18 protein-coding genes are annotated in these 21,341 nt (G+C 67.6%); 7 read left to right on the top strand and 11 right to left on the bottom strand.

Features of this window, described 5'->3' with window-relative positions; translation table 11 throughout:
* Positions 1–30: 30 nt before the first annotated feature.
* The 3 genes from prfB to recJ form a co-directional block, all read right to left on the bottom strand.
* Positions 31–1,156, bottom strand: a protein-coding gene (prfB, locus tag R5H29_RS03580) for a peptide chain release factor 2 (RefSeq protein ID WP_014037064.1) whose coding sequence is annotated in 2 segments (ribosomal slippage) — positions 31–1,080 and positions 1,082–1,156 — 1,125 coding nt in all. Because the reading frame shifts where the segments join, the coding sequence is not laid out codon by codon here.
* A gap of 253 nt (positions 1,157–1,409) precedes the next feature.
* Entirely contained in the window at positions 1,410–4,322 is a 2,913-nt protein-coding gene (locus R5H29_RS03575; RefSeq protein ID WP_332328746.1) for a VIT domain-containing protein, read from the bottom strand.
* A 145-nt stretch (positions 4,323–4,467) separates the two neighbouring features.
* A complete protein-coding gene (gene recJ / locus R5H29_RS03570; protein ID WP_332328745.1) occupies positions 4,468–6,225 on the bottom strand; it encodes a single-stranded-DNA-specific exonuclease RecJ in 1,758 nt (585 codons plus the stop codon).
* A gap of 158 nt (positions 6,226–6,383) precedes the next feature.
* Between recJ and R5H29_RS03565 the strand changes: the two genes are divergently transcribed.
* Positions 6,384–7,424 carry a DUF1176 domain-containing protein gene (locus R5H29_RS03565; RefSeq protein WP_332328744.1) on the top strand — a complete coding sequence of 347 codons (1,041 nt, stop codon included), beginning with the start codon at positions 6,384–6,386 and terminating at the stop codon, positions 7,422–7,424.
* A gap of 99 nt (positions 7,425–7,523) precedes the next feature.
* Here the strand turns inward: R5H29_RS03565 and R5H29_RS03560 are convergent, their stop codons facing one another.
* The 5 genes from R5H29_RS03560 to R5H29_RS03540 form a co-directional block, all read right to left on the bottom strand.
* Positions 7,524–8,441, bottom strand: coding sequence for a Regulatory protein, RpfE type (locus R5H29_RS03560; protein WP_014646995.1), 918 nt, complete (start codon positions 8,439–8,441; stop codon positions 7,524–7,526).
* A 4-nt stretch (positions 8,442–8,445) separates the two neighbouring features.
* Entirely contained in the window at positions 8,446–8,910 is a 465-nt protein-coding gene (greA, locus tag R5H29_RS03555; protein ID WP_026347191.1) for a transcription elongation factor GreA, read from the bottom strand.
* Positions 8,911–8,918: 8 nt separating this feature from the next.
* Positions 8,919–12,161 (bottom strand): carbamoyl-phosphate synthase large subunit, encoded by a 3,243-nt coding sequence (carB, locus tag R5H29_RS03550; RefSeq protein ID WP_332328743.1) that lies wholly within the window; start codon positions 12,159–12,161, stop codon positions 8,919–8,921.
* A 148-nt stretch (positions 12,162–12,309) separates the two neighbouring features.
* Entirely contained in the window at positions 12,310–13,437 is a 1,128-nt protein-coding gene (gene carA / locus R5H29_RS03545) for a glutamine-hydrolyzing carbamoyl-phosphate synthase small subunit (protein ID WP_332328742.1), read from the bottom strand.
* A 289-nt stretch (positions 13,438–13,726) separates the two neighbouring features.
* Complete coding sequence (locus tag R5H29_RS03540; protein ID WP_021204546.1) at positions 13,727–14,407, bottom strand: 4-hydroxy-tetrahydrodipicolinate reductase; 681 nt, start codon at positions 14,405–14,407, stop codon at positions 13,727–13,729.
* Positions 14,408–14,672: 265 nt separating this feature from the next.
* On the opposite strand from R5H29_RS03540, the gene R5H29_RS03535 reads away from it, so the two are divergent.
* Positions 14,673–15,134 (top strand): DUF4304 domain-containing protein, encoded by a 462-nt coding sequence (locus R5H29_RS03535; protein WP_019661458.1) that lies wholly within the window; start codon positions 14,673–14,675, stop codon positions 15,132–15,134.
* 87 nt (positions 15,135–15,221) lie between these two features.
* Here R5H29_RS03535 and R5H29_RS03530 read toward each other — a convergent pair whose 3' ends face one another.
* From R5H29_RS03530 to R5H29_RS03520, 3 genes are read right to left on the bottom strand one after another with little or no spacing between them, the layout of a single operon-like run.
* Positions 15,222–15,470, bottom strand: a complete 249-nt coding sequence (locus R5H29_RS03530) for a DUF6587 family protein (protein ID WP_021204545.1) — start codon at positions 15,468–15,470, stop codon at positions 15,222–15,224.
* Positions 15,470–17,335 (bottom strand): ferrous iron transporter B, encoded by a 1,866-nt coding sequence (locus R5H29_RS03525; RefSeq protein ID WP_180877888.1) that lies wholly within the window; start codon positions 17,333–17,335, stop codon positions 15,470–15,472. The genes R5H29_RS03530 and R5H29_RS03525 overlap by 1 nt, the downstream gene beginning before the upstream one ends.
* Positions 17,332–17,586, bottom strand: coding sequence for a FeoA family protein (locus tag R5H29_RS03520; protein WP_021204543.1), 255 nt, complete (start codon positions 17,584–17,586; stop codon positions 17,332–17,334). Before R5H29_RS03520 ends, R5H29_RS03525 begins: the two co-directional genes overlap by 4 nt.
* A gap of 119 nt (positions 17,587–17,705) precedes the next feature.
* Between R5H29_RS03520 and R5H29_RS03515 the strand changes: the two genes are divergently transcribed.
* From R5H29_RS03515 to yeiP, 5 genes are all read left to right on the top strand, one after another.
* Positions 17,706–18,494: an enoyl-CoA hydratase-related protein gene (locus R5H29_RS03515; protein WP_332328741.1), complete on the top strand. Its 789-nt coding sequence runs from the start codon at positions 17,706–17,708 to the stop codon at positions 18,492–18,494.
* A gap of 2 nt (positions 18,495–18,496) precedes the next feature.
* On the top strand, positions 18,497–18,898 hold the full coding sequence (locus R5H29_RS03510) for a VOC family protein (RefSeq protein ID WP_019661453.1): 402 nt from the start codon (positions 18,497–18,499) through the stop codon (positions 18,896–18,898).
* Positions 18,895–19,791, top strand: a complete 897-nt coding sequence (locus R5H29_RS03505; RefSeq protein ID WP_332328740.1) for a hydroxymethylglutaryl-CoA lyase — start codon at positions 18,895–18,897, stop codon at positions 19,789–19,791. The genes R5H29_RS03510 and R5H29_RS03505 overlap by 4 nt, the downstream gene beginning before the upstream one ends.
* A gap of 101 nt (positions 19,792–19,892) precedes the next feature.
* Entirely contained in the window at positions 19,893–20,663 is a 771-nt protein-coding gene (locus R5H29_RS03500) for an SDR family oxidoreductase (protein ID WP_014646983.1), read from the top strand.
* 50 nt (positions 20,664–20,713) lie between these two features.
* Entirely contained in the window at positions 20,714–21,280 is a 567-nt protein-coding gene (gene yeiP / locus R5H29_RS03495; protein ID WP_005409468.1) for an elongation factor P-like protein YeiP, read from the top strand.
* Positions 21,281–21,341 lie beyond the last annotated feature (61 nt).

Raw genomic sequence — 21,341 nt, 5'->3', positions numbered from 1 at the left:
AGGGTGACGATATCCGCGCAGGCGCGCCGATCAGGCATCGACGCGCTTGGAGCCCACGGCCAGGCCGGCCTTCAGGCTGGCCTCGACGAACTCGTCCAGGTCGCCGTCGAGCACCTTCTGCGTATCCGAGCGCTCGATGCCGGTACGCAGGTCCTTGATACGGCTCTGGTCGAGCACGTAGTTGCGGATCTGGCTGCCCCAGCCGATGTCGGACTTGGTGGCTTCCACCGCGTCCTTCTCGGCGTTGCGCTTCTGGATCTCCAGCTCGTACAGCTTGGCGGCCAGCATCTTCATCGCGTTGTCGCGGTTCTGGTGCTGGCTGCGGCCGGTCTGGCAGGCCACGACGATGTTGGTCGGGATGTGGGTGATGCGCACCGCCGACTCGGTCTTGTTGACGTGCTGGCCACCGGCACCGGACGAACGGTACACGTCGGTACGCAGGTCGGCCGGGTTGATGGTGATGTCGATGTTGTCGTCGATTTCCGGCGACACGAACACCGAGGTGAAGCTGGTGTGGCGGCGGTTGTCCGAGTCGAACGGCGACTTGCGCACCAGACGGTGCACGCCGGTCTCGGTCTTCAGCCAGCCATAGGCATAGTCGCCTTCCACGCGCAGCGTGGCCGACTTGATGCCGGCGACGTCGCCACCGGACACTTCCATCAGTTCGGTCTTCCAGCCGCGTGACTCGCACCAGCGCAGGTACATGCGCAGCAGGATCTCGGCCCAGTCCTGGGCTTCGGTGCCGCCGGCACCGGCCTGGATGTCGACGAACGCCGCCGCATTGTCCATCTCGCCGGAGAACATGCGCTGGAACTCCAGCTTCTCCACGTGGGCCTGGTGCTTGTCCAGGTCGGCGACCACGGCCAGGGCGGTGTCCTCGTCCTGCTCGGACTCGGCCAGCTCCAGCAGCTCGGTGGCATCGTTCAGGCCATCGAGCACCGAGGCGATGCCGCCCACGGTCTTTTCCAGGCTGGAACGTTCGCGGCCCAGGTTCTGGGCGTACTCGGCGTTGTTCCAGACGTCGGGGCTTTCCAGCTCCCGCGTTACTTCTTCAAGACGCTCTTTCTTGGCGTCGTAGTCAAAGATACCCCCGAAGCGACAGCACGCGATCGGTCAGATCGGTGATGCGCTGGCGGACAGGATTCAGTTCGATCATGTCGGCGGTTATGCATTCAAAAGATGACTGGTAATGATACCGCAGGCCGTGGGCGCCCGGAATGAGGGCCTGGGCCTGCGCCGGGGAGGCTCGAGCGTGATGTGTCGGCGCTGCATTCAGGCAGGCGGTACCCGCCTTGGCGCGGGGAGCCGGCCAGGCTGCAGCCGACCCCGCACAGGGCCTCCTTGCCCCAGAGCGGCGTCGACGAGGGTCTTCCTTGGTCCACCCTCGGACGGCCACTTGGGGCAGATGACTATTTAACCTCGAACTCGCCCACCAGCACGGTTTCGGCGCGGTCCTTCAACCGCATCGTGACCATCTGGTCCTTCTGCTTCGACGTGCCCCAGTGGGTGGTCAGGCGCAGCATCAGCGTCGTCGCCCCGGTCACCAGCTGCTGGCGGCTGCCGAAGTAGTTCGCCTCCACCTTGTACTTGCCCGGCTTGGCATTGCGTAGCGAGAACTGCTCGGGACCATAGCCGCCGGTGAAGTCCTGCGACATCTGCCCGCCCTGGTAGGTCAGGCGGTTGCCGTAGTAGGCGCGCTCGCCGTTCGGGTCGGTCACCCACAGGTCCATGTCGCTGTTGTCGGCATCCCACGACAGCACCACCCGCAGGTCCAGCGGCATCGCCTGCAGCAGGCGCGGGTCGATGCTGGTGGTATCCAGCCGGGGCGTGCTGCCGGCCACCAGGTTGGTCAGCTCATCCAGCGCGATCAGGGCGATGCCATCGAAGCGGCTGTCCCACGGCCGCACCACCACCTGGTACAGCGGCGCCAGCGCCTGCTGCGGCTTGCCGGCCGCCGCCAGTGCCAGGCCGAGGTCGCGGAAGCTCTGCGGTTCTTCCTGGCCCATCGCCAGCACCTGCTCGAACACCGGCACCGCCAGCGCGGGGGCATCGGCCTGCATCAGCCGATAGCCGAGCACGCGCAGCAGGTGGCGATTGTCCAGGTCCATCTCGGCCAGGTTCGACAACACACGCAGCGCCAGGTCGCGCTGACCCTGCGCCAGCAGCAGGTCGGCCACATCAAGGAAGAAGGCGCTGCTGTCGGCGTGGGCATCGCGCTCGGCCAGGTAGCGGTCATACAGTTGCGACGGCGGGCCCTGGCGCAGGCGCCGGGCGATGGCCGAGTCTGGCTGCCAGGCCGCCAGCTGGATGCCGAGCTCGCCCTCGTTGGCGGCAGCGGGCGCAGCGACACGGCCACCCGTGACCGTGATTGAATCCAGGGCCTTGTTCGATGCAGGCGCCGAGCGACGTGCACGCGCGCGGCTGGCTTCCATGCGCTGCTCGGCGGCGGCGGCCATCGGTGCCGGGGCGGGCGGTGCCGCGGGGGGCGGCGCGGCGAGCGTCGCCACCGGCGCCGATTCCATCGCGTAGTCCGCGGAGGCCACTTCCAGTGCCCCACCCTTCACCTGCGGCGGCATTCCCTTCGGCCAGCTACGGTTCCACCACTGCTGGCGCTCCTTCCAGTGTGCCGCCACTTCATCCAGGCGCTGGCGATCAGCAGCGGCGCGGTCTGTCACCTGCCGTGCGAACCGCGCGTCGTAGTCCGCGCGCAGCTTGCCGGACGGACGGATGGCATAACGCAGGTAGTCCTCCAGCGTCTCCAGCACGATCAACGAGGTGTCCGGCCCGACCAGGCCAAACTGCTGCGACAGGCGCTGCATGGCCTCACGGTTGCCGCGGCGGTCGACGGCCAGTTGCTGCAGGCGCGCCTGCGCCCACAGGCCGGCCAGCAGTTCGCCGTCATCGCTTTTCTGCGTGGGTGGCAGCGCCTGCCATTCGCCGCCACCCACGCGCACCCGCATCGGCACGCCGTCAGCTGCCAGTCGTGCATGCAGCCACAGCCAACCCTGGGCTTCACTGCGACGGTCGATGACCACGTCCTGCACGCCGCGCCCTGCATCGACCTGCACATCCAGCGGCGACGCCAGCAGCACATGCGCGGCCGCGTCGACATCCTTGCCCAGCGCGACGAAACGGCCGCCATGCGCCTCACTCCAACCCCGCAGTCGCACGGCATCGGTGCGCGCGCCGGCGCTGCTGACCGCAAACAGGCGTTGATCCGGCGCCATCGCCGGCAGCTGTTCCGGCCCATAGGTCAGCAGGCCATCACTGACCAGCAGGTATTCCCTCACGCTCGATTGCGGCTGCCACTGGGCCAGCGCGCTGGCACCGTCCGGGCGCACGGCCTGCAGGGCTGCGCGCAGCTCGCTCCAGTTGCCGGCGCGGATACGGAATCGACGCACCGGCTCGGCGCGATCCCGCAGCACGGTCAAGGCCACGGCGCCGTCACCCATCGCGGCGAAGTACCGATCCAGCAGGGCGAACTCGCGCGTGCGGTCACGCTGCCCCGCCGAGCCGGAGCCGTCCCACAGCAACCCGATCTCACTGGGCAACGTGCGCGGCGTGCTGCTGGCCGCCACCGGCAGCTGCGCCAGCAGGTAATGGCCGTCCTGCCAGGGCGCAACCTGCACCTGTGCCTGGCGGGCTGCCGGCAGCTGCCACTGCAGCTGTTGCGGCAGCTGCGCACCCCTGCCCTGCCACTGCAGCTGGCCCGCGCTGATGCGGAATGGCGCCGTACCCGCGGTGGCCGTGACGGGGGCCTGCAGTTTCAGCTCAACCGAGGCTGCACCGGCGGCAAACTGCAGCGGCAGCGTCCACTGCCAGCCTTGGCCGGCGAAGGCCAACGACTCGCGGATCACCAGCTGCACGCGCCGGCTGCCGCCGGCCGGCAGCGGATAGATGCGCAGCCGGAACTGGTTGCCGGCGGTCTGTTCCAGCAGCCCCGGGTCGACGCCACGACGGGCGATCTCCTCGAACACCTGGCGGCCGCGGTCCTTGGGCACCGGCACCGCGTCACGCATCTCGCCGTCGATATCCAGCGCGAAGCCGCTGATCTGCTGGCCATCGGCCAGCGGGAACTGCAGCTCGCCCTCCAGTATCCGCCGGTTGGGGTTGTGGAATTCCAGCGTGATCCGGGTCTGGGCGATGCCGGCCTGCACTTCGCCTTCGATGCGGGCTTGTCGTAATTGAACCGGCTGCTCAGCCGCCGGCGCGATCAGCAGCGACGTGGCGGACTGCGGCCGGGAGATCGTCGGCGACTGTGCGCCAGCGGGCCAGGCCGCAAGGGCCAACAACAACACAGTGCAGCAACGGGCGAAGACCATGACCGGACTCCAGTGGGATCGTGGACCTTTGAACGCACCAGCAACCGTAATGGGGTTGGCGCCCCCCCCAAAAAGGGGACGGAGGGGATTAAGTCGCAATTGGCATACAAGGCAAAAGCGGCTTAATCCCCTCCGTCCCCTTTTTCTATGCGGGCAGGCAGTGCTCCACGATCAGCTGGATGGCGCTGCCGCCGCGATAGTCGTCGCAGGCCAGCCGGTAGGCCAGGCGGACGTGACGTGATGGCGCGTTACCGTGCCAGCCGCCGAAATGGATCGCGTTGATGGTGCCGGGTACGCCCGGCAGGCGCAGCTCCAGCTTGAGGTGGCGCTCCTTCAGCACGCGCCAGTTGGCCACTTCGAAGTAGCCGTCGAACAACGGTTCGGGGAAGCCCTGGCCCCAAGGTCCGGCCAAGCGCAACGCGTCGGCGTGGCGATGGTCCAGCTCGTCCGCGGCCAGCTCGCCGTCACTGAGCACCTGCTGCTGCAGTGCCGCCGGATCGAGCATTTCCAGCACCACCGCGACGAAGGCGGCCTTGAAGTCATCGACGTGGTCACGCCGCAGGCTGAGGCCGGCCGCCATGGCGTGGCCACCGAAGCGTTCGATCAGGCCCGGATGGCGCGCATCGACCAGCGCCAGGGCGTCACGGATGTGCAGGCCGGGAATGGAGCGCGCCGAGCCTCGCAGGATCTCGGCGCCGGGTTCGGCCGGGGCGAAGGCGATCACCGGGCGATGCAGGCGATCCTTCATCTTCGATGCGACCAGGCCGACCACGCCCGGATGCCAGTCAGCATCGAACAGGCAGGCCGCCACCGGTCGCTGGCCGGCCATGTCCAGCACCACCCGGGTCAACGCCTGCTCGGCGTCATCGGTCATCGACTGCTGCACGGCGCGCCGTTCCGAATTGATCTGCTCCAGCGTCTGCGCGATCTCGCGCGCCTGGCGCGGGTCTTCGGTCAGCAGCAGCGCGATGCCCAGCGCCATGTCTTCCAGCCGGCCTGCGGCATTCAGGCGCGGGCCGAGCGCGAAGCCGATGTCGGTGGCCGTCAGCCGCGCGGCATCACGGCCGCTGGCTTCGATCAGCGCACGCAGGCCAACACAGCCCTGTCCCGCGCGCAGACGCCGCAGGCCCGCGCTGACCAGTGCCCGGTTGTTCGGATCCAGCGCCACCAGGTCGGCAACGGTCCCGACCGCCACCAGGTCCAGCAGCGTGGTCAGGTCCGGGCCCTTGCCATCCGCAAAGACACCTGCCTCGCGCATGTGCCGGCGCAGCGCCATCAGCACGTAGAAGATCACGCCGACGCCTGCCAGCGATTTGCTCGGGAACGCATCACCGTCCAGATTCGGATCGACGATGACATCGGCCGGCGGCAGCTGCGGCCCGGGAAGGTGATGGTCGGTGACCAGCACCTGCCAGCCGCGTGCCTTGGCCGCGGTCACGCCCGCATGGCAGGCGATGCCGTGATCGACCGTGACCAGCAGGTCCGGCTGCAGCGCGGCCAACTCTTCCACCAGCGACGGTGACAGGCCATAGCCATGCACCATGCGGTTCGGCACCGCGTGGAAGACGTGTTGCGCACCGAGCATGCGCAGACCGCGCACGCCGACCGCACAGGCGGTGGCGCCATCGCAATCGAAATCGCCGACCACCAGGATGCGCTTGTCGTTGGCGATGGCCTCGATCAGCAGACCCACCGCATCATCGATGCCGGTCAGCAGCTCAGGCGCGTGCAGATTGCCCAGCTTCGGCTGCGCCAACTCCGGTGTGCCCGCACCCCGGCTGGCATAGAGACGCGCCAGCAGCGGCAGCGTGCCCTCCGGCCAACTGCCGGGTACGACCGCATCGCGGCGGCGGATCATCGGCGTATCAGAGGCGGGCTGCACAGCATCGGCGGCAAGGGACATCGGCATCGCCGGTTACGAAAGACCTGCACATCATAACGTGCACCACTCTCCCAGCCGGCTGCCGCTGCTGACGAGGCACCTTGGCTCTTCGGCCAGCAGCATTTGGATTTCACGACCGCATCTTCCATGCTTGCCTGCCCTGGAACGGACTTCCATCCATGACCCGCACCCTGCTGACCGCGCTGATGGCACTCACCGTGGCCTCGGCCGCCCACTCCGCGACGCCTGAGCCCAGGCCCGGGGTCGAATTCGAACACAACGACTGGTCGCTGGCCTGTGACAACACCCGCACCTGTCGCGCCGCCGGCTACAGTCCGGAACAACCCGGCAACCTGCTCAGCCTGATGCTGGAGCGCGCCGGCGGCCCGGGTACGAAGGTGCTCGCGCGGCTGCGCAATGGCGAGAATGGCGAAAGCCCGACGCCGACCGGGGCGCTGCGCCTGCGCCTGAACGGCAAGGACCTGGGCCCGGTGCGCGACACGGGCGACGGGGAGAAAGTGTTGTTGCAACAGGCACAGACCGATGCACTGGTCGCCGCGCTGCCGCGCCAGGCACGCATCGAGATCGTCGACGGCGAGGGCAAGGCATGGCCGATCTCCGACCGCGGTGCAGCGGCCGTACTGCTGAAGATGGACGAGACCCAGGGCCGGTTGGGCACGCCGGGGGCGCTGGTGCGGCGTGGCGACAAGCCCGAAGCAAGCGTGCCTGCGGCGTTGCCGGTGCCAGTGATCGTGCGCGGCACGCTGGTGACATCGCGCGCCTCGGACGCGGCACTGGCCAAGGCACCGGGCCTGCGCAAGGCGCTGATCGCCAGCCTGCCGAAGCCGGATGAGTGCGGCCGCCTGAGCGATGGCGGGACAGATGAGATCGAGATCCAGCGACTGGACGCCCAGCATGTACTGGCAAGCACCAGTTGCTTCGTGGGTGCCTACAACTTCAGCAGCGGCTACTGGGTAGTGCAGGACAAAGCACCGTACCAGGCGAAGTTCGTGACCTCCAACGCGGAGGACTTTGATCGCGATGACGCGACGCTGCGCGGGCGCTTCCGTGGGCGCGGCATCGGTGACTGCTTCTCCGGCCACGACTGGGCTTGGGATGGCGCGCGATTCGTGAAGAGCAGCGAGTTCACTACCGGGCAGTGCCGGGGCGTCGCAGGCGGGCACTGGACGCTGCCAACGGTGGTGAGCGAGGTCCGTTGAGGCGCCGCTACCTGCGGTAGTGCCGACCGCTGGCCGGCAACCCCGACAAACCCTGGGGGGGCAGAGCCGTTTTCCGATGGAAAACGGATCCGACCCCGGTCAGTCGTGCAGCTGGCGCGGCTTCTTCCAGAACTGCCAGCGCTGTCCGCGATCCAGCTGGAACTGCAGGCCGTCCTCAAAATCCAGCACCAGCCGCTGCAGCTCGCCGCGCTTCAGCGCGGCCAGCAGCGGACGGATCGCATCGTTGCCGAGCTGCTGCAGGGAACGCAGCTGGCGCAGGTCGACCAGTGCATCCACCGCCTGCTCGCCATCGACGGCTACGCCAGCCGCCAGGGCCAGGCCCTGCAGCAGGGCATCGCGGCTGCGCACCTGTGCGTGCGGCGTGCTGACCGACACCGGCATCACGCCACCGCCCCAGAACCACAGCGAATTGATCGGCTGTTGCCCCTGCGCGGCGCGCTGCTGGTTCCAGGAATGGTTGTGCAGCAGCACCTGCGCCTCGGTCATCAGCGCCCGCCAGCGACGGCCGCCCTCGCCCTCCGGCAGATGCGAGAACAGGTCATCGCCCAGCACCTCGTCCGGACTATTGAAGTCCGGCAGCACCAGGTCGATTGGAAGCCGCAGGTACCAGCGCGAAGGATCGGGTGCGTCAAGCACGAACCCGGCATCGGCAAACAACGGCTGCAGCACCGGCAGCAGGGCCAGGCTGTCGGCCAGCGTCGGCCGCAGCGTTTCGCCGTAGGCCATCATCCGCGCGCCATGCATGTCCGGCACCATGCAGGCCGGATCGGCACGCAGCCAGCTGGCGCCGGCCGCATCGCCGACGTCGCGCTGGCGGGTCAACGCGGCCACCGGCCAGTGCGGCGCGGCAACCGCAAAATGGCGCGTCAGCTGCGCGCGTTCGCCCGGCGCGACCTGCACGGTCGTGGCACGGCCGAGCGCACGTGCCACATCGTCCGGCAACGCAGCCGCGGCAAAGCGGCTGCGGGCCGGCAACAGCAGGGTCGCCGTTGCCACCGTGTCAGTCCACGTAGCTGACGCTGACGATCTCGTACTCGCGTTGGCCAGCCGGGGCGTCGATCACGATCGAATCACCTTCCAGCTTGCCGATCATCGCGCGCGCCACCGGCGAGGAAATCGCGATCAGGCCCAGCTTGATGTCCGCTTCCAGGTCACCGACGATCTGGTACTTCTTCTCTTCGTCGGTTTCCACGTCGGCCAGCGTCACGCTGGCGCCGAACACCACCTTGGAGCCGGCGTTGAGCTTGCTCACGTCGATGATCTCGGCGTGCGACAGCTCGCCTTCCAGCTGCTTGATGCGGCCTTCGATGAAGCCCTGTTCCTCGCGCGCGGCGTGGTACTCGGCGTTCTCCTTCAGGTCGCCATGCTCACGCGCTTCGGCGATGGCGGCGATCACCTTCGGGCGCTTGACCGACTTCAGGTGATCCAGTTCGTCGCGCAGCTTCTGCGCGCCCTTCATCGTGATGGGGGCTCTCATGCATTCAACTCCTTGTGCAGCTCCTGCAGCGACCAGACGGGGCCGGTGCCGCGGAATTCCAGTGAATCCACCAGCGCCTTGGCGCCGGCAATGGTGGTCGAGTAGGTGACGCGATGCTGCAGCGCCTCGCGACGGATCGAGAACGAGTCGTTGATCGCCGAGCGACCTTCGGTCGTGTTGACGATGTAGACGATCTCGCCATTCTTGATCGAGTCGACGATGTGCGGACGGCCTTCGACCACCTTGTTGATGATCTCGCAGTCCATGCCGTGCTGCTGCAGCCACGCGGCAGTGCCACGGGTCGCGACCAGGCTGTAGCCACGCGCCAGCAGCGCCTTGGCCACCGGCAGCACGCGCTTCTTGTCCGGATCGCGGACCGAAACGAAGGCCTTGCCGACCGGCGGTGCCTTGATGCCACCGGCTTCCTGCGCACGCGCGAAGGCGGCGTTGAAGCTGCGGCCCACGCCCATCACCTCACCGGTGGAGCGCATCTCCGGCCCGAGGATCGGGTCGACGCCCTGGAACTTGGCGAACGGGAAGATCGCTTCCTTCACCGAGTAGTAGTCCGGCACGATTTCCTTGGTCGCGCCCTGCTCGGCCAGGCTCTTGCCGGCCATGCAGCGCGCGGCGATCTTGGCCAGCGGCATGCCGGTGGCCTTGGACACGAACGGCACGGTGCGCGAGGCACGTGGGTTCACTTCCAGCAGGTAGATGGTGTCGGCACCCTCGTCGCTGGTCTGGATCGCGAACTGGGTGTTCATCAGGCCGACCACGTTCAGGGCCTTAGCCAGCTCCACCACCTGGCGGCGCAGCTCGGCCTGGGTTTCAGCCGACAGCGAGTACGGCGGCAGCGAGCACGAGGAATCGCCCGAGTGCACGCCGGCTTCTTCGATGTGCTCCATCACGCCGCCGATCAGGACGTTGCCCTGGGCATCGGCAATGATGTCGACGTCGCACTCCACGGCGTTGTCGAGGAAGCGGTCCAGCAGCACCGGCGAATCGTTGGACACCTTCACCGCGTCGCGCACGTAGCGGGCCAGGTCGGCTTCGCCGTAGACGATTTCCATCGCACGGCCACCCAGCACGTAGCTCGGGCGCACCACCAGCGGGTAGCCGATCTCGCGGGCCAGCAGCAGGGCTTCCTGGTCGTTGCGGGCGATGCGGTTCGGCGGCTGCTTCAGGCCCAGCTTGTCGACCAGCTGCTGGAAGCGCTCGCGGTCTTCGGCCAGGTCGATCGAGTCCGGGCTGGTGCCGATCACCGGCACGCCGTTGGCTTCCAGCGCGCGCGCCAGCTTCAGCGGGGTCTGGCCGCCGTACTGCACGATCACGCCCTTCGGCTGCTCCAGTTCGACGATTTCCAGCACGTCTTCCAGGGTCAGCGGTTCGAAGTACAGGCGGTCGGAGGTGTCATAGTCGGTCGACACGGTTTCCGGGTTGCAGTTGACCATGATGGTTTCATAGCCATCCTCGCGCAGCGCCAGTGCCGCGTGCACGCAGCAGTAGTCGAACTCGATGCCCTGGCCGATGCGGTTCGGGCCACCACCCAGGATCATGATCTTGTCGCGGTTGCTCGGCGCGGCCTCGCACTCGTCCTCGTAGGTCGAGTACAGGTAGGCAGTACCGGTGGAGAACTCGCCGGCGCAGGAGTCCACGCGCTTGTAGACCGGGCGCACCTTGTGCGCACGACGCAGCGCGCGGATGGCGGCTTCATTGGTACCGGTCAGCTGCGCCAGGCGCGCATCGGAGAAGCCAGCGCGCTTCAGCTTGCGCAGGCGTGCGGCGTCCAGCGCGTCGATGCCACCGGCAGCGACTTCGCCTTCTGCAGCGATGATTTCCCCGATCTGGTCCAGGAACCAGTGGTCGATGAACGACAGTGCGTAGATTTCTTCCACGCTCATGCCGGCGCGGAACGCGTCGGCGACGAAGAACAGGCGCTCCGGGCCCGGCGCCTTCAACTCGCGGCGCAGGGTCTGCAGGTCGTCTTCGTTGGCCAGGTCCAGGCCGGTCGGGTCGAAGCCGACCTTGCCGGTTTCCAGGCCACGCAGGGCCTTCTGCACCGACTCCTGGAAGGTACGGCCCATCGCCATCACCTCGCCCACCGACTTCATCTGGGTGGTCAGGCGAGCGTCGGCGGCCGGGAACTTCTCGAAGGCGAAACGCGGGATCTTGGTGACGACGTAGTCGATGGACGGCTCGAACGAGGCCGGGGTCAGGCCACCGGTGATCTCGTTCTTCAGTTCGTCCAGGGTGTAACCCACGGCCAGCTTGGCGGCGACCTTGGCGATCGGGAAGCCGGTGGCCTTGGAGGCCAGCGCCGAGGAACGCGACACGCGCGGGTTCATCTCGATGACGACCACGCGGCCGGTCTTCGGGTTGATGCCGAACTGCACGTTCGAGCCACCGGTATCGACGCCGATCTTGCGCAGCACGGCGATGGAGGCATCGCGCAGGCGCTGGTATTCCTTGTCGGTCAGGGTCTGCGCAGGCGCCACGGTGATCGAGTCACCGGTATGCACGCCCATCGGGTCGAGGTTTTCGATCGAGCAGACGATGATGCAGTTGTCCGCGGTATCGCGGACAACTTCCATCTCGAACTCCTTCCAGCCCAGCACCGACTCTTCCACCAGCACTTCGGTGGTCGGCGACAGTTCCAGGCCACGGCTGACGATCTCGACCAGCTCTTCGCGGTTGTAGGCAATGCCGCCACCGCTGCCGCCCAGGGTGAAGCTGGGGCGGATGATGGTCGGGTAGCCGACGCGGGTCTGGATCTCCAGCGCTTCGTCCAGGGTGTGGGCGACGGCGGCGGTCGGGCATTCCAGGCCGATCTCACCCATGGCCACGCGGAACAGCTCGCGGTCTTCGGCCATGCGGATTGCTTCGCGCTTGGCGCCGATCAGTTCGACGTTGTACTTCTCCAGCACGCCGTTGTCGGCCAGGTCCAGCGCGCAGTTCAGCGCGGTCTGGCCACCCATGGTCGGCAGCAGCGCATCGGGCTTTTCCTTGGCGATGATCTTCTCGACCGTCTGCCAGTTGATCGGCTCGATGTAGACGGCGTCGGCCATCTCCGGGTCGGTCATGATCGTGGCCGGGTTGCTGTTGACCAGCACCACGCGGTAACCCTCGTCACGCAGGGCCTTGCAGGCCTGGGCGCCGGAGTAGTCGAACTCGCAGGCCTGGCCGATGACGATCGGGCCAGCACCGATGATGAGGATGGTCTTGAGGTCAGTGCGCTTGGGCATTTTCTTCTCTAAGTCAGTACAGCGTGACAAGGGGGGTGATCGCACGCTGTCGATCAGGAATCTTGATCCGCAGCGCCGCGCCAGGGGCAGCAGCGATGCGGGGTTTACGGTCCATCGCGACGCCACCGGCAGGCCGGCGGCGTACTGATCACGCCTTGGCCTGCTCCATCAGCGCCACGAAGCGGTCGAACAGCGGACCGACATCGTGCGGGCCCGGGGATGCTTCCGGATGGCCCTGGAACGAGAACGCCGGCACGTCGGTGCGGGCGACACCCTGGTTGGTGCCGTCGAACAGCGAACGGTGGGTCACGCGCAGGGTCGGCGGCAGGGTTGCTTCATCGATCGCAAAACCGTGGTTCTGCGAGGTGATCATCACCCGGCCACTGTCCAGGTCCTGCACCGGGTGGTTGGCACCGTGGTGGCCATGGCCCATCTTCATGGTCTTCGCGCCAGAGGCCAGGCCGAGCAGCTGGTGGCCCAGGCAGATGCCGAAGGTCGGGATCTTCACGTCGATGAAGGCCTTGATCGCGTCGATGGCGTAGTCGCACGGTTCCGGGTCACCCGGGCCATTGGACAGGAACACGCCGTCCGGCTTCAGTGCCAGCACTTCGGCGGCCGGGGTCTGCGCCGGCACCACGGTCACTTCGCAGCCGCGCTCGGCCAGCATGCGCAGGATGTTGGTCTTCACGCCGAAGTCGTAGGCCACGACCTTGAACCGGGCCGGCACGCTGACGAAAGCATTGGCATCCAGGTCCAGCTGGCCCTCGGTCCAGGTGTAGGTCTTCTCGGTAGTGACGACCTTGGCCAGATCCATGCCCTTCAGGCCCGGGAACTTGCGGGCGGCTTCCAGTGCCTTTTCCACGTCGATGTCGCCGGCCATCAGCGCACCGTTCTGCGCGCCCTTCTCGCGCAGGACGCGGGTCAGCTTGCGGGTGTCGATGCCGGCGATGGCGACCACGCCCCGCTGGATCAGCCAGTCCTGCAGCGACAGCTGGCTGCGCCAGTTGCTGGGACGGCGCGGGACGTCGCGCACGATCAGACCGGCCGACCATACCTTGGACGCTTCATCGTCCTGGTCGGTCATGCCGGTGTTGCCGATATGCGGATAGGTCAACGTGACCATCTGCCGGGCGTAGGACGGGTCGGTCAATACTTCCTGATAGCCGGTCATGGCGGTGTTGAACACCACTTCACCGACGGACAGGCCGGGCGCGCCTACGGATTCGCCCTCGAATACGGTGCCGTCTTCGAGGACGAGGATTGCGGCTTGGGTCACGGGAATCTCACTTTGGCTACCGAGGGGGCTGCCGAAGTCACGCCTGCGCTTCACGGAAATCCGGTTGCAAAAAAGCGCGGACGTGCGGTCTGGGACCGGTCCGGCTTTCGTGATTCGGCGAGTGCGAATTGTAGCGCTGCCGGGGCGCTCGCGCCAGCGGTTATCGCGCTACATGAACAGGCGATTGCGCATTCATTTCAATCCGGCGGCGTATGCGGCGCCCGCTGGTAGCGCCGGGCCATGCCCGGCGGAACCGACACCGACGCCGGGCACGGCCCGGCGCTACCGGTTAACGCGGCCCGTCCAGCAGATCGCGCACCCGGTAGCTGCCCGGGGCCCGGCCTTGCAGCTGGCGGGCGGCGAACAGCGCACCGCGGGCGAAGATGTCGCGGTTGGTGGCCCTATGCACCAGCTCGATGCGCTCGCCCAGCCCGGTGAACTGCACCAGATGCTCGCCTACGATGTCGCCAGCACGCAGGCTCGCGTAATGCGGCTCCGCTCCGCCGCGCTGCGCGGCCGCGCCCAGGGTTAGCGCGGTGCCTGACGGTGCGTCCTTCTTCTGCGTGTGGTGCGATTCGACGATATCGCAGTCCCAGCCGGCCAGCGCCTGCGCGGCGCGCTCCACCAGCTCGTCCAGCACCGCCACGCCCAGGCTGAAGTTCGACGCCCAGACCAACGGGATCTTCGCCGCTGCTGCATCCAGCGCCTGCCGCTGCGTGCCGGAGATGCCGGTGGTACCCGACACCAGCCCCGCGCCGCGTTCCACGCACAGCGCCAGCATCGGGTCGAAGCCCTCCGGCAGGCTGAAGTCAATGGCCACGTCGAACACCGGCGCACCGGACAGTTCGCTGGCACCAAAGAACGGCACGCCGTCGACCACGCGCTGCGCCGGCGCACGGCCGGTCACGGCGGCCACGATCTGCAGGGTTTCGGGATGTTCGGCGGCCAGCCGCAGCAGGGCCTGGCCCATGCGCCCGGAGGCGCCGTGAATGAGCAATCGCAGGGGAGTCTGGTTCATGCATGCAGGCTAGCGGCAGCACGCCTGCTCCGGCAAGCGCCGTCACTGCGACGCTGGGTGACCTTCCGCGCAATGGATGCTCGTTCCTCCCTGGGTACGCCTCTCTTGACCGCACCAGGCGGAGCGCATGCGACACCGTAGATGTCGCGTTTACCACTGGACGCAGAAACGCGGCCACTCAAGGCTGTGGTCCCCTCTTCCGGCCCAGGCAACGCCCATGAAATCCGCGACCGTCTTCAGCAAGTGCGCCAGGAAGACCGGCTATGCCGGGACCACGACCACCCGCTACCGCTTGCTGGATGACGCCCTGCTTGTCGTGAATCACCAACGCGCCAGCGAAAGCCGCGGTTTCTATGTGAATGCTGGACTCTACTTTCCAGAGTTGCTCGTGCACCCCCTCACGCCCGACGATCTTGAAACGGCTTTCAGGTACCGCTCCAGCATCCCCACGCCGCATGTCGACTGGCGTATCGAAGAGACGCCAGGCCTGCGCCGGGCTTTCACCCAGCAGGATCTTCATGACCTGCTCGATGCTGGCGATCGCAACGCGATGAAGCGCCTGCTGCTCAATGCCCTTGCCGACGTGGCGGGCTTCGCAGCGACCCATGGAAATCGCGCCTCGGTACGGCGGATGCAGCAGGAGGGACGCTTTCGCGCGATCATCCGCAAAGAGGTCTGAACCCCGGAAAGCGTGCGAACCAAGGTTCGCACCCACAGGCCGAAAGTTCGCACCCGCCGCACAGCCGCCGTCGAGCATGGCTCGACGCTACTTCTTGTTGGTCGGCCCGCAACTGTCGCAACCGCCACAGGCACCGCCACCTCCGCTGGCAGGCGGCGCGATCTTCCGCCCCAGCGCCTGCGCCCAGGCCGCGCGGCCCGGCTTCAGCAGAGCCAGCGCCAAGGCACCGCGCAGCTTGCGCACCGTGCCGGGGAACTGCTTCTTCAGCACCACCCAGGCGCTGACCAGCACGGCCACCGCGATGATCAGGTACTGGATCAGCAGCCCGGTATCCATCAGCCACCTCCCAGCGCCCTGGTCACCTGGTAGGTGATCAGCGCCGCCACGTAAGCTGCGGCGAACAGGTAGAAGGCGGCAAAGGCCATCTGCTTCCACGAGTTGGTCTCGCGCTTGATGGTGGCCAGCGTCGAGATGCACATCGGTGCGTAGATGTACCAGACCAGCAGCGACAGGGCCGTGGCCAGCGACCAGCCATCGCTGATCAACGGGGTCAGTGCCTGGCTGGCCGCATCGTCATCCGCCGCCGACAGCGCATACACCGTCGCCAGCGACGACACCGCCACCTCACGCGCGGCCAGGCCCGGGATCAGCGCGATGCAGATCTGCCAGTTGAAGCCCAGCGGTGCGAAGAACACCGCCATCGCATGGCCGATCTGGCCGGCGTAGCTATAGTCGATGGCCGGCATCGTGGCGCCCGCCGGCGCCGCTGGGAACGACAGCAGCACCCACAGCAGGATGGTCAGCGCCAGGATGATGCCGCCGACGCGCTTGAGGAAGATCATGCCGCGCTCGTACAGCCCCACCGCCAGGTCGCGCGCATGCGGCAGCCGGTACGACGGAAGCTCCAGCATCAGCGGATGCTCGCTCTTGTCGCGGCGCCACTTCTTCATGATCCACGACATCGCCAGCGCACTGAGGATGCCGGCGGCGTACAGGCCGAACAGCACCAGGCCCTGCTGGTTGAACACGCCCCACACGGTCTTCTGCGGAATGAACGCACCGATCAGCAGCGCGTACACCGGCAGGCGCGCCGAACAGGTCATCAGCGGTGCGACCAGGATGGTGGCCAGGCGGTCACGCGGGTCCTGGATGCTGCGCGTGGACATGATGCCCGGCACCGCGCAGGCGAAGCTGGACAGCAGCGGGATGAACGAGCGGCCAGACAGGCCGGCAGCGGCCATCATGCGGTCGAGCAGGAACGCCGCGCGCGGCAGGTAGCCGGATTCCTCCAGCACCAGGATGAAGAAGAACAGGATCAGGATCTGCGGCAGGAACACGACCACGCCACCGACACCGGCGATGATGCCGTCGGTCAGCAGGCTGGCCAGCGGACCCTCCGGCAACACGCTGCCAACGAGAGTACCGAGCCAGGCGAAGCCAGCCTCGATGCCATCCATCAACGGCGTCGCCCAGGCATACACCGCCTGGAAGATCAGGAACATCACCACCGCAAGGCTGATCAGCCCGAACACCGGGTGCAGCAGCCAGCGGTCCAGCGCGTCGTCGATCTTCGCGGTTCGCGCCGGCATGCGCACGGCGACCGAAAGGATCTCGCGCACCTTGGCGTGGTAGTCGATGCCACCTTCCGGGCCCGGCACCGGCGCATCCAGGTGCGGCACCATCGCATCGAGGCGCTCGACCAAGGCCTTGGCGCCCTGCTTGCGCACCGCCACGGTCTCCACCACCGGCACGCCCAGCTCGCGTTCCAGCGCGGCCACATCCACCTGGATGCCGCGGCGTTGTGCGGCGTCGACCATGTTCAGCGCGACCACCATCGGCTTGCCCAGCTCGCGCAGCTCCAGCGCGAAGCGCAGGTGCAGGCGCAGGTTGGTGGCGTCGATCACGCACAGCAGCACGTCCGGCGCGGCTTCGCCCGGGTAGAAGCCCCGGCACAGGTCGCGGGTGATCGCCTCGTCCAGGCTGGCCGGATGCAGGCTGTAGGCGCCCGGCAGATCAAGCACCGCGAATTCACGGCCGGACGGCGCACGCAGGCGGCCCTCCTTGCGCTCTACGGTGACGCCGGTGTAGTTGGCGACCTTCTGCCGACTGCCGGTCAGCTGGTTGAACAGCGCGGTCTTGCCGCTGTTGGGGTTGCCGACCAGCGCAATGCGCAGCGGGGCGGTGGCAGCGGAAGCGCTCATGCGCGTCGCTCCTGGCGGTTGGCGTCTACCACGACGCGCTTGGCCTCACTGATCCGCAGCGCGAACCGGGTGAACCCGACCTGCACCAGCAGCGGCTCGCCCCCCACCGGACCTTTGGCCACCAGGCGCACTTCCTCGCCATTGACGAAACCCAGCTCGCGCAGGCGACGGGCGATGGCATCGTTGGCGTGCAGGTCCTGCACGGACTCGACCACGGCCGAGGTGTGCAGCGGCAGTTCGGACAGCGTCATCTAGCGTGTTCTCTGCTGGATGTAAATGGTTCTCGATTCTAACATTCCCGCGTCGCGTCATGGCCCATGACCAATGGCCCGCTATGATCCATACAGGTATGGAGTGACCCTGGAATCCCATGAACGATGCTTTGCAGATCGAGCGCCGCGGCGCCGTCATCACCCTCTGGCTGAACCGGCCGGAACTGCACAATGCCTTCGACGCCAGCCTGATCGCCCGGCTGACCGCCGCGCTGGAGGCCGCCGGACGGGACGATTCGATCCGGGCCGTGGTGGTGGCCGGCCATGGCGCCTCCTACTCGGCCGGCGCCGACATGCAGTGGATGCGCGGCATGGCTGCGGCGAGCGAAGCCGATAACCGCGAGGACTCGCTGGCCCTGGCCCGGCTGATGCGCACCCTGGACGAGCTGCCCAAGCCGACCCTGGCACGGGTCCACGGCGCGGCCTTCGGCGGCGGTGTCGGCCTGGTCGCCTGCTGCGACATCGCCATCGCCAGCACCGCGGCCCGCTTCGGCCTGACCGAAAGCCGCCTGGGCCTGCTGCCGGCGGTGATCTCCCCCTATGTGATCGAGGCCATCGGCCCACGCCAGGCCCGTCGATGGTTCGCCACCGGCGAGCACTTCGATGCCGAGACCGCACTGCGGATCGGCCTGGTCCACCAGCTGGTCGAACCCGAGCGCCTGGACGAGGCGCTGGAACGCCAGCTGGCCCTGCTCGACAAGGCAGGCCCGATCGCCTCGTCCACCGCCAAGCAGCTGGTGCGGCAGGTCCGGGACAGCCATGACCGCGACACCCTGGATCGCGATAATGCCGCCCTGATCGCGCGCCTGCGGGTGTCCGCCGAGGGCCAGGAGGGCCTGGGCGCCTTCCTCGACAAGCGCGCCCCCCATTGGGTCACGGAAGCCTGAACATGCTCGATCATCTTGGTTTGACCAGCGCCGACCTGGCGCGCAGCAAGGCCTTCTTCCTGCAGGCACTGGCGCCACTGCAGATCGGCGTGGTGATGGAAGTGAGCGCCGAACTGACCGGCGACCACGACCACGTCGGCTTCGGCAGCGACGGCAAGCCGTTCTTCTGGCTCGGCAATGGCGGCACCGCCAGCCATGGCGTGCACGTGGCTTTCGCCTGCGCCAGCCGCGCGCAGGTGGACGCCTTCCACGCCGCCGCCCTCACCGCCGGTGGCCGCGACAACGGCGCGCCGGGCCTGCGCCCGTGGTACCACCCGGATTACTACGCCGCCTTCGTGCTCGACCCGGACGGCAACAACATCGAAGCGGTCTGCCATCGCCCCGTCGGCGAGGTGGCTGCATGAGCGACTACGTCCGCATCGTCGAGGTCGGCCCGCGTGACGGCCTGCAGAACGAAAAGCAGTCGGTGTCCACCGCCGACAAGATCGAACTGATCAACCGCCTGTCGGCCACCGGCCTGCGCAGCATCGAGGCGACCAGTTTCGTCAGCCCGAAGTGGATTCCGCAGTTGGCCGACGCCGCCGAGGTCTATGCCGGCATCCAGCGCCGGCCGGGCGTGCACTACCCGGTACTGGTGCCGAACGAACAGGGCTACGACCGCGCCCGCGCGGTGGGCGTGGAGGAAGTGGCGGTGTTCACCGCTGCGTCCGAGGCCTTCAACCGCACCAACACCAATGCCGGCATCGACGAGTCGCTGGCCCGGTTCGAGCCGATCCTCCGCCGCGCCGCCGCCGATGGCGTGCGCGTGCGCGGCTACGTCTCCACTGTGCTCGGCTGCCCCTACCAGGGCGAGGTTCCACTGACCGACGTGGTACGGGTGGCGCGCGCCCTGCACCAGATGGGCTGTTACGAAATCTCGCTGGGCGACACCATCGGCGTCGGCACCCCGCGCAAGGCACGGGCGATGCTGCAGGCGGTTGCCGCCGAGATTCCGATGACGGCACTGGCCGTGCACTTCCACGACACCTACGGCCAGGCCATCGCCAACATCGCCACCTGCCTGGAAGAAGGCGTGCGCGTGGTCGACAGCGCGGTCTCCGGCGCCGGTGGCTGCCCGTATGCGAAGGGTGCCAGCGGCAACGTCGCCAGCGAGGACGTGGTCTATCTGCTGCAGGGCCTGGGCCTGGACAGCGGCGTGGACCTGCCGGCACTGGCCGAGACCGGCCGCTGGCTGGCCGGCCTGCTCGGCCGTGCCACCGCCAGCCGCACCGGACAGGCGCTCGCAGCGGCCGGCTGAGCACCCCGCTGCGCCGCTCCTGCCGGGGCGGCGCAGTGCACAACGGCGACGGTCGCCGCTTCCGTTAGAATCGGCGGTTCTCGAACCTGCAGGACCGTGCAATGCAGCTGTCTTCCGTACGTGCCGTGATCACTGGCGGCGTCTCCGGCCTCGGCCTGGCCGTGGCCCAGCACCTCGTCGCCCAGGGCGGCAAGGTGGCTCTGTTCGACCTCAACGACGACAAGGGTGCAGCTGCCGTTGCCGGGCTGGGTGCCGACAAGGCCCGCTATTTCAATGTCAACGTCAGCGATGAGGCGGCCGTGGCTGCAGCCATCGACCAGGCCCACGATTTCCTCGGCGGCCTGAACGTGGCGATGAACTGCGCCGGCATCCTCGGCGCCGGTCGCGTGCTCGGCAAGGAAGGCCCGATGCCGCTGGCCGGCTTCCAGGGCACGGTGATGGTCAACCTGGTCGGCAGCTTCAACGTGGCCAAGGCCGCGGCCAACCGCATGCAGCACAACGACGCCGGCGAAGACGGCGAGCGCGGCGTGATCATCAACACCGCCAGCATCGCTGCCTATGAAGGACAGATCGGCCAGGCCGCGTATGCGGCCAGCAAGGGCGGCGTGGTGTCGATGACGCTGCCGATGGCGCGCGAACTGTCGCGCTTCGGCATCCGCGTCAATACGATTGCTCCTGGCGTGTTCTGGACGCCGATGGTCGATGGCATGCCCGAAGCCGTGCAGCAGTCGCTGGCCGCCTCGATCCCGTTCCCGTCGCGCCTGGGCAAGCCGGAAGACTTCGCCAGTCTGGTCGGCTTCATTCTCGGCAACACCTACCTCAACGGCGAGACCATCCGCCTGGACGGCGCTACCCGCCTCGCTCCGAAGTGATTCCCCCCCGGGCGCCGGGACGGCGCCCTCCCCCAACGACCTAGATCACCATGAAAGCCAACGACATCAAGAAGGGCAACGTCGTCGAGTACAACAACGGCGTGTACCAGATCCGCGACATCGAGCGCAGCTCGCCGCAGGGTCGCGGCGGCAACGTCCGCTTCCGCTTCATCATGTACAGCGTGCCGGGCGGCAACAAGCTCGACGCCAGCTTCGATGCCGACGACAACCTGGTCGAGGTCGAACTGCTGCGCCGCCAGTCCACCTATTCGTACAAGGACGGCGACGCCTTCGTGTTCCTCGATGACGAGGACTACACCCCCTACACTCTGGACGCGGACGTGATCGGTGATGACGCCGGGTACATCACCGACGGCCTGACCGGCATCTATGTGCAGGTCATCGACGAGCAGCCGGTGGCGATCCAGCTGCCGGCCTCGGTGGTGCTGGAAGTGATCGAGACCCCGCCGGAACTGAAGGGTGGCACCGCCACCAAGCGCCCGAAGCCGGCCAAGCTCAACACCGGCATCGAAATCATGGTGCCCGAGTACATCGTCAATGGCGAACGCGTGCTGGTGAACACCGCCACCGGCGAATTCGCCGGCCGTGCCGACTAAGCGCCTCGCGCTGATCGGCTGCCTGTTCCTGCCTGCGGCGTGTTCGCCGCAGGCAGCGGAC

The organism is Stenotrophomonas sp. A3_2 (assembly GCF_036624925.1).
Classification (GTDB): Bacteria; Pseudomonadota; Gammaproteobacteria; order Xanthomonadales; family Xanthomonadaceae; genus Stenotrophomonas; species Stenotrophomonas hibiscicola.
This window is presented reverse-complemented; position numbering and strand designations above follow the sequence as displayed.

Excerpts from the sequence above, each read along its gene's own strand:
- R5H29_RS03575 (WP_332328746.1), bottom strand. The coding sequence starts at position 4,322 with ATGGTCTTCGCCCGTTGCTGCACTGTGTTGTTGTTGGCCCTTGCGGCC.
- recJ (WP_332328745.1), bottom strand. The coding sequence starts at position 6,225 with ATGTCCCTTGCCGCCGATGCTGTGCAGCCCGCCTCTGATACGCCGATG.
- R5H29_RS03565 (WP_332328744.1), top strand. The coding sequence starts at position 6,384 with ATGACCCGCACCCTGCTGACCGCGCTGATGGCACTCACCGTGGCCTCG.
- carB (WP_332328743.1), bottom strand. The coding sequence starts at position 12,161 with ATGCCCAAGCGCACTGACCTCAAGACCATCCTCATCATCGGTGCTGGC.
- R5H29_RS03540 (WP_021204546.1), bottom strand. The coding sequence starts at position 14,407 with ATGGGCCAGGCCCTGCTGCGGCTGGCCGCCGAACATCCCGAAACCCTG.
- R5H29_RS03535 (WP_019661458.1), top strand. The coding sequence starts at position 14,673 with ATGAAATCCGCGACCGTCTTCAGCAAGTGCGCCAGGAAGACCGGCTAT.
- R5H29_RS03530 (WP_021204545.1), bottom strand. The coding sequence starts at position 15,470 with ATGGATACCGGGCTGCTGATCCAGTACCTGATCATCGCGGTGGCCGTG.
- R5H29_RS03525 (WP_180877888.1), bottom strand. The coding sequence starts at position 17,335 with ATGAGCGCTTCCGCTGCCACCGCCCCGCTGCGCATTGCGCTGGTCGGC.
- R5H29_RS03520 (WP_021204543.1), bottom strand. The coding sequence starts at position 17,586 with ATGACGCTGTCCGAACTGCCGCTGCACACCTCGGCCGTGGTCGAGTCC.
- R5H29_RS03515 (WP_332328741.1), top strand. The coding sequence starts at position 17,706 with ATGAACGATGCTTTGCAGATCGAGCGCCGCGGCGCCGTCATCACCCTC.
- R5H29_RS03510 (WP_019661453.1), top strand. The coding sequence starts at position 18,497 with ATGCTCGATCATCTTGGTTTGACCAGCGCCGACCTGGCGCGCAGCAAG.
- R5H29_RS03505 (WP_332328740.1), top strand. The coding sequence starts at position 18,895 with ATGAGCGACTACGTCCGCATCGTCGAGGTCGGCCCGCGTGACGGCCTG.
- R5H29_RS03500 (WP_014646983.1), top strand. The coding sequence starts at position 19,893 with ATGCAGCTGTCTTCCGTACGTGCCGTGATCACTGGCGGCGTCTCCGGC.
- yeiP (WP_005409468.1), top strand. The coding sequence starts at position 20,714 with ATGAAAGCCAACGACATCAAGAAGGGCAACGTCGTCGAGTACAACAAC.